This is a genomic window from Candidatus Margulisiibacteriota bacterium, assembly GCA_003242895.1.
GTDB lineage: Bacteria > Margulisbacteria > Riflemargulisbacteria > GWF2-39-127 > GWF2-39-127 > GWF2-39-127.
This window is the reverse complement of sequence record QKMY01000059.1, coordinates 65220-73425: the sequence shown is the minus strand read 5'-3', so window position 1 is coordinate 73425 and position 8206 is coordinate 65220. Positions and strand designations below refer to the sequence as shown.

At 36.3% G+C, this 8206-nt stretch carries 9 protein-coding genes; 3 read left to right on the top strand and 6 right to left on the bottom strand.

The window, feature by feature from the left end:
- Positions 1-153: 153 nt before the first annotated feature.
- From DKM50_11060 to DKM50_11050, 3 genes are all read left to right on the top strand, one after another.
- Positions 154-987, top strand: a complete 834-nt coding sequence (locus DKM50_11060) for a hypothetical protein (protein PZM78666.1) — start codon at positions 154-156, stop codon at positions 985-987.
- Between the two features lie 28 nt (positions 988-1015).
- Entirely contained in the window at positions 1016-1489 is a 474-nt protein-coding gene (locus tag DKM50_11055; GenBank protein PZM78665.1) for a hypothetical protein, read from the top strand.
- A 119-nt stretch (positions 1490-1608) separates the two neighbouring features.
- Positions 1609-2346, top strand: a complete 738-nt coding sequence (locus DKM50_11050) for a hypothetical protein (protein ID PZM78664.1) — start codon at positions 1609-1611, stop codon at positions 2344-2346.
- Here DKM50_11050 and DKM50_11045 read toward each other — a convergent pair.
- From DKM50_11045 to DKM50_11020, 6 genes are all read right to left on the bottom strand, one after another.
- Positions 2338-2937 carry a hypothetical protein gene (locus DKM50_11045; protein PZM78663.1) on the bottom strand — a complete coding sequence of 200 codons (600 nt, stop codon included), beginning with the start codon at positions 2935-2937 and terminating at the stop codon, positions 2338-2340. The two genes, DKM50_11050 and DKM50_11045, sit on opposite strands and share 9 nt — an antisense overlap.
- Before the next feature lie 19 nt (positions 2938-2956).
- Positions 2957-3340: a hypothetical protein gene (locus tag DKM50_11040; protein PZM78662.1), complete on the bottom strand. Its 384-nt coding sequence runs from the start codon at positions 3338-3340 to the stop codon at positions 2957-2959.
- A gap of 88 nt (positions 3341-3428) precedes the next feature.
- Complete coding sequence (locus DKM50_11035; protein ID PZM78661.1) at positions 3429-6011, bottom strand: hypothetical protein; 2583 nt, start codon at positions 6009-6011, stop codon at positions 3429-3431.
- Positions 6011-7126, bottom strand: coding sequence for a hypothetical protein (locus DKM50_11030; GenBank protein ID PZM78660.1), 1116 nt, complete (start codon positions 7124-7126; stop codon positions 6011-6013). Before DKM50_11030 ends, DKM50_11035 begins: the two co-directional genes overlap by 1 nt.
- Entirely contained in the window at positions 7123-7335 is a 213-nt protein-coding gene (locus tag DKM50_11025; GenBank protein PZM78659.1) for a hypothetical protein, read from the bottom strand. The genes DKM50_11030 and DKM50_11025 overlap by 4 nt, the downstream gene beginning before the upstream one ends.
- A 62-nt stretch (positions 7336-7397) precedes the next feature.
- Positions 7398-8204, bottom strand: coding sequence for a hypothetical protein (locus tag DKM50_11020; GenBank protein PZM78658.1), 807 nt, complete (start codon positions 8202-8204; stop codon positions 7398-7400).
- Positions 8205-8206 lie beyond the last annotated feature (2 nt).

Genomic DNA, 8206 nt, shown 5'->3' with positions numbered 1-8206 from the left:
TTGCAAAACAAGGTTGCAGCCTGGGAAAAATCTCAATCCAAACCGCCAACCAACTTCAAACTGCCAAAAGGTTATTTACCCACCGAAAGTATCTGCACCCTACAGATAGAGTGATTTGAAAATATACCGATATAACTGTACAATAGTACATAAATGATGCAAAACTATAATCTAACTCTATTGGCTCCGCCTGGGTACGTCCATTATCTTGCTTTTGCAGAAGTGTCCTTATTATTAGAACAAGCTTTTCAAACTATTGGGGTTAATTGCACCTTTGAAATTAATAATCTTCAAAAAGACAAAATTAATATTTTACTTGGATACCATTTAATAAAAGAGCCTGAATTACTAGGAGACTATAAATATATACCATATCAACTGGAACAATTATCTGCTAAAAACGGGTGGTTCAATGAAACTGTTTTAACTATCCTAAAAAACGCGTATTCCATTTGGGACTATTCTAATGAAAATATAGCGTTTATGAAGCAATACGGATTATCTGCCAAATTATTGACAATTGGTTATCACGATAAGTTAAAGAGAATACAACACGATGTAAACAAAGATATAGATGTATTATTTTATGGCTGTCTAAACGAACACAGAAAAAACATTCTCGATCAATTAATCGCACTTGGCTATAGAGTTAAAAATCTCTGCGGGGTTTATGGACAAAAGAGAGATGAGTATATTGCCCGTGCAAAACTGGTTTTAAATATTCATTTTTATGATACTCAAATTCTTGAAGTAGTTAGAATATCTTATCTACTCAACAATAAAATCTTTGTCCTATCAGAAGAATCACCAACCAATCCCTATAAAGATACAGGATTAGTTACCGTTAGTTATCACAATATCGTTAGCGAGTGCCGAAAATATCTGGATAACTTAAAGCTGATAGATGAAACAAGAGAACTTAATTATCAGAGATTCAAGCAAAATTATCAGATGAGCATTTTTTTGGATAGAGTGTTGAGAGTATAGAAAAAATCAATATTGGATGAGAGAACAAATGACGAACAAAAATAATACGATTAAAATTGATTTATGTTGTGGCATAAGAAAACCAGATGGTTATATTGGTGTGGATAATTTTAAAAACGAAAAGGTAGATATTATCTCTGACCTGAATGAAAGGTTTCCTTTTGACGATAACAGTGTTGATTATGTTAGAGCTCATGATGCCATTGAACACTTAAAAGATAAGATCCAAACCATGAATGAAATTTGGCGAGTTTGCAAGCCCGCTGCAACGGTAGATATATTCGTTCCATCCACAGATGGCCGGGGTGCTTTTCAAGACCCGACACATATAAGTTACTGGAATATTAATTCTTTCATGTACTACTCTGTAGATAATCAACCTGCACTTGAACTTTGTCATAAATATGGGTTCAAAGGGGCCTTCAAAATAACACAAATCTATAATATTGACGGCGGAAACGGCATAATTCACGTGCAAGCTTTTTTGACGGCCATTAAATAAAGTTACAATCGGCCATTTTAGTTCGATTTTGTTTATACCAGCGTAAGTTTGGTATGATATAATACTAGAGGTCTTATTTCGTTATCCAATTCCCGAAAGAGTTTCTTGCTTTTTGATAAATATATTTGGAGTATAAAAAAATTAATTCCACTCTTCCTTTTGTTAGTGTTTTAGTTCCGACTTGCGATAGAAGGATATTTATCCCTCAATTACTACATTGCTATTATTCTCAAACTTATCCCCAGGATAGAATGGAACTTATTATTGCTGATGATGGACAGGATCCAATACATGATCTCGTAGAAGGCAAACCTGGAATAAAATACCTGAGACTTAACGAGAAAATAACCATCGGCTCAAAAAGAAATTACTTAAATGACAATGCAAATGGAGATATTCTGGTTTGCATGGATGATGATGACTATTATCCGCCCGTAAGAGTGGCTCATGCCGTGGAAAAGCTGACAAACAGCGATAAACTGATTGCAGCAAGCAGTGAAATGTTAATATATTTTATAAATAAAATAGGATTATTCAAATCAGGTCCTTTCCATGAAAACCATGGATCAAACGCAACCTTTGCTTACAAAAAAGAGTATCTTTTAAACAATCGTTATGATGATACAAAAACTATTGCAGAAGAGGTCTCCTTTACAAATAATTTTACTAACCTTATGATCCAATTGGATAGTAAATCGACTATTCTCGTCATTGCACATAACACAAATACTTTTGACAAGGAAAATTTGATTTTCCTCCCATCAGGAGAGTTAAATCCTGATTTTAAGAAAGTATCTACGGCGGAGCTAATAATAAACGAAAAAGCTTTTGAGTTTTATAAAAACATGTTACATTGAGATATTCACTTCGATCCTTTTCTGCTCATCTTTTTTTTCTACCCGTTTGTTCTCATCCTTCTGAGCCTTATATCTTTTATCAATTTCTTTTTCATGTTCCTTAAAATTTTCTTCTTTTATTTCCATATTCTTGCTTATCTCGTTCATATTATCTATAAATAGCTGCATGATCCCCGCCGCAAACTGTTGTCCGCCTGAATTGTTAAGGATTGTCGCAATTACATTATCTATATTAATTCCAGGCTTAACTTTTATCTCAGCATTTAATAGGCCTTCCGCTGCGCACCCGGCAATCAACTGCATTACCAGAAAGGGATCTAATTTTGACTCAGACTGTTCAAGCAATTTTTTAAAATCGTTCAAAGTAAGGGGCTGCTGTTTATTTTCATTGAACTCGGCACTGAGTTTTTTCAGGATACTTGTAATTGTCAGTTTATCTTGTGACGGAATCTCACTTTTATCAATTTCTTTCAATATATTATCAACAGCTTTCTGGGAATCCTTCACCTCTCTCGTCTGCTGATTGTTCGATGACCCTTGCAGAATTGCTCCCAATCTACTTATTGAATCATTATCTATATTTATACTCATACCAAACAGCTCCTCTCTATCATAAAGACATAATCTTTGTCTCTGAATTATAAAAATTGCAATTTTTTTTAAAATAATTTAAAATTTTTAAAACTCTTTGTATTTCTTTTTCTGTCAGGCGCACCCCGTCTTCTTTGACTTCTCCGGTAATCAGATCAATTTCGAATACTCTTTTGGATGAGGCCACTGCAACATACAGCGTAGCTTTATTTTTCTCCTCAACCAAATCTATCTTTGATCCGTTAGGAAGTCTGCCCTTAGGACTCTTCAAGCCCATTAGCTTTATTTCATCTCTTTTAAAAAAATCTTCTTCCGAACTTTTTGCCCTATTATTACCCTGCGTTAAAAAATCCTCTGAATATATGCCAAAAAGCTCTTCATCATTCCCAACCTTAATATCCATAGCCGCCTACCTAATGTATACCCACATTATTTATTTATCGTAACTTTTATTTTTCAATTTCATTTTCAATAAAGATCACTAACCTAAATTACTTCATAATTCCTTCTACTAATCCTAGCAACTTTTCAACGAGATCTAAGTTATCATGCTTATTTCTCTTCATAAATATTATTATATTTTTAATTTCTCGCGCCCATGCTTTCAATGAGTCATCTTGCTCTATTTTGATTTCATTCATTTCTTTAATATACTTAGCCGCTTCCTGGACTTTTTTTTGGGTTTCTTCTTCTACTTGTTTCCCTGCATTCTCAACCATATCAATTATTACTTTAACTACGGGAATATAACAATCTTTATGAGAAAACAGAAAGATTCCCTCAGAGACCTTGCTGGTCAAATCCTCCCAAAGATACTCACTAAAGTCATTACCACCACTCGTATCATTAAACTTCATCGCAGAAAGACTATCGCCATCATAAGATATTTCGGATGCTATTTGAGATTCGTCTTTTAGCCTCTCTAAAAGCTTAACCAAGCTCTGACGTTTTTGGGCATAATATACGTGCCGGGTATTTTCGTGGAGAAGGTTTACCATCTGAAGCTCTCTATTGGCAAGATCAAACATACGCTTGTTAGCTTGGTCTTTCAGGGATGAAAACTCTTCTTCAGATAATGGACAATCCAGTCTATTAATATTTTTAAGGACTGCCTTTATTTTTTTTTCATTCAAGTCATACGCCGGTCCGGTCAATGCATAGAAACTCGCCCGCTCCATGAGTGCTTCTTTTAACATCTCCAACAACTTCTGGACAGCCATTTTCGTGGCTTCCTCACTCATCTGCTCATCAAGGTCCGGAGTAAAAATTCCCAATTGGATCAAACCTTTTTTTGTCTTCATTAACTTAAAAGCTGTGTCAAGATAAGTTCTTGCTCCCGGATTAACCGCTCTTCTCATTAACAAGGCTTTATAACGATTAATCAAGATTTCCTTTTCGTCATCCTGATTGTAGGCATATTCGCCATAATCAGGTTTTTTCTGCTGCTGTTGTCCGGAATCGCCACCGGCAGACCCATAGTCTTCAATTTTAAAATTAACTAACCCTAAATCATTAACGACATCATGTAATTTATCCATTAATTCTCCGGTATTTAATCCGGTGAGTGCAGCAAGGTATATAAGCTTATCTGCGTTTTTGTACTCCATCTCTCGATTTTTTGGATTAGCATTAGCCCTTACGAAAGTACTAACAATCTCTTCCTGCGCAAAAGTCTGGATATCCTGCTGCCCATCAGATATAACAAATTCAGCAGAACCTCTTATACCGCCACGATAGCCACCGAACCCGTCTCCCCCTAGTTTCTCCTGATTGAACGCATAGTTCTGAAGAAATCCTTCTTTTCTTTTTGCCATAGTTAAAAAAAGCTTATCGCTTCCCGAGCTTTCAATAAGCATCCGCTGAACATAAGCGTCTTTAATCTGTGAAAGAAGTTGCGACCGGACACTATACTTAATTTGCATTTGCAAATCATGTAATTGCTGGCTGGACATACCCTCCCTTCGGAGTTGCTGCTCCAGATAGCTCATTCGCTGCTGAAGCTGCTGCCTCGAAGTCTCATGCATATCTTTCCCTTGCGCTAGCAGTAACTGAGGATAGCAACTAAGATACTCTTTTATCAAACCTTTTTGGCTCCCACTCAAGGACTTCGCGAAAAAACTATTCCCCTTGAACAAAGGTTTATCTCTATCGGCACCTTTATCTTCGCTCTTACTCTTAGCTTGAAAGACAGCGAACTCGCTTTGCATACTTTCTCTGGCTTTAGCTATCTCTTGCTTTGAAAAGCCAGCCTTCTCTAATTTCTGCTCGAGATCACTAAGCTTCTCTTTTAACGAAGCCTCATTTTTCTGTTGCCGAACATGTTTATCTTCATTTAACAGCAACTGCGGGTACGCATCAAGGTATTCATTAAGGAGTTCTTTTTGTTTTTGGTTAATTGATGAAGAAAAATAATGTTTTCCCTTCTCATAAAGGTTTTTTAGCTTCTGCTGTTGCTCAGCCCCTACATAACTGAGGCATTCTTTCACATCTCCCTTAAAAGCCTTTAAACTCGACTGGTCCATACCTTCTTTTTGAAGCTGCTCTTCCCTTTTTTTCATGTTTTGCAGGACTTTTTCTCTATTAGCCGGGGTTATTGTACCTCCATCGGACATGGCACCATGAAAAGCTTTTACATAGTCTTCCATTGCAGTCTTCTTATCTTCTGACAGTTGGGAAAAAAAAGTATTTCTGCTCAGAAGATTATCCTTTAAGTTCTTAAGATTCTTATTTTGAGAAAAAGCGTTATCTGAAGCGTGCGATACGGTGGAGCCATCTTGTCCGGCCTCTTCCCGTTTATAAAGAAGATCTATTTCTCGGTTAAAGGCTTCAGTCGACTTTTTCTGGATAAGCTGATTCATTTTATTAACATCAGCGTCAGAAGCTTTTTTAACCAGATTACCAAGCAGCTTAACTCCAATACCGGATTCTCCGTGATCCTCAGAAACTATAGAAGCAATATTGTCACGCGTAATATCCTGATCCACTCTCTGTTTTTGCTGTTTACTAACCTTAGCATTCTCATTAACGTTTTGCGCCATATTTATATTTACGCCCTGATCGGTAGATAGTCCCATTATAGCTTCGCTTCCTTACTGGTTAATTCTGCTACCCTATTCGCTAAAAGGGCTTCGTATTGGAACTCAAGAGCTTTCTTATAATAGTACATTGCCTGCGAACTATTTTGCCTGCAATCATAGATAACCCCTAAAATATAATAAGGCTTATAGAGATAGCTTTCTAAATCCACATCAACCCCAGCAGCTGCTGCTGGGACTTGAAGCTCAAGAATAGAGTTTGCATACTGCTCTGCTTCATCAATCCTGCCCCGTTTCAGGAGCATATGAGCTAAATTCCAAATAACCCAGGCAAAAGAAGGGTCTTTCGTTGCCATTTCTACTAAGGAATTAAAAAAGGCTTCCTCCCCATTAATTTCTTTTATACAATTCAGCTTTAACTGATAAAATTCGCAATAAAGATACTCAGGTAAATTTAATTTATTTTGAATTTCATCGAGGTATTCCAGAACTTTAGAATAATCTTTCGCTAAGTAGTAATTCCTTGCGAGCAGAAACATATAAAGGAAATCATCCGGATTATTTTTCTTCACTTCTTCCAACATAGAAATATTACGTTGCCTTTTAGCCGCAAATCGCTCTTCCGTAATACCTACATCACCCCAGTGATAAATTCTTGCCCCGACCCAACAACTACCCTGCAGAAAAATACCATCAGGTGTAATCACCTGCTCATTTATCGGCCGATCAAATCGCAATCCACGATTATTACGAAACAACTTAACACGACTATAATGGTCGCCTTGCTCATCAAGCTCACCCTTTTTACACTGATAAATTGGAATCATCAATCCGGATTCCTCTTCAGGAATGCTATCAAGATGTTTTTTTAAAGCAAAAAGATCTTCTTCCTTGATATACTCGTCTGCATCAATCCAAAGGATCCATTCACTTGAAGCATCCATTATTGATTCATTTCTGGCAGCTGCAAAATCATTTATCCAAGCGAACTCTTTAACTATAGCACCAAAACTTCCAGCGATTGAAATAGTATCATCAGAGGAACCGGTATCGACAACAATGAGTTCATCAACTACATTAGATATTACTGGCAAAGTAAGTTTTAGCATTTCACTTTCATTTTTAACAATCATACAGGCTGATAGTGAGGTCATCGCAAACTCCTTTTTCTTGAAAAAATATTCAGCTTCCTTAGAGATTTCTCAATCATCTCTTTATCTCCGGTGTCTTTTTCATAAAGCTGCTCCTGCTCTTTTTCTCTCTGTTTCAGGCGTATTTCAGCTTTTTTAATATACGAGTCTAATTTACTTAATTTTTTAAATATCTCGTTGCGGTCCAGTCCGTCTGTTGCAATCTCCGGCATAAATCCCTACCTAACTATGCTTAAAATCTTTATTATATAAAAAATCTTATTTAAAAAAATTCTCATGATACATAATGCAGCTGAAAATCCAGATTGTTTTTCTCTTCATGAAAAGCAGTTAATATCTTTTTTAATTGCTCAATTTGTACTTCTTTTATGCGCCTTTCGGAATAATGCCCAGGATATCCGAGTCGATCCATTTGTGTCATAAATTGAGTCCGAAGTTCCAAAATCACTTTCTGCTGGGCCTTGATTTCGTTCTTTGTCCCACCACCGACAATTGCAATCATCTCACTATTATATTCATTTTCGTCGAATAGCAATTTATTCTCTTCCACTGCAGAAAGAATAGCTTGTTTTTGCAGTTTTTTAATTTCCTCTGCGGTCATTCCCAAAATAGAGAGAAGCTGTCCAGCAATTGCCACATTAAACTGGGCAAATTTAGCCACCATAAGATTGTGAGAACGCGCTTGTACATAATGCTTTACATAACTGTCTATATAGGTCTGCATCTTTTCTCTTAAATCTATCTTTAGCCCCAACACTTTAATAATACCAAGGCTGTTTTCACTCGTTAAGATAGATGTAGAAAACGATTCGTTATCCCCTAAATTAATCTCGTAATTAACTTTACCTTTATCATTTACGGTCTTCCAACTGAATATAGATTTCGGTTGTGCGGATAAATGAACCTTATCCTGGGTATCAGGCATCTCCACTTTCGGCACCTGTTGACGAACTTGTTGTTCCTGACGAACGTTATTTTTTATAGACAAACTTTTTTGAATCTTCTGATAATACACATTTTGTGTTATATCTTTTTTGGGCTGGTTCTCATCGATTTCTTTTATAGGAACATTCTGCGACATAA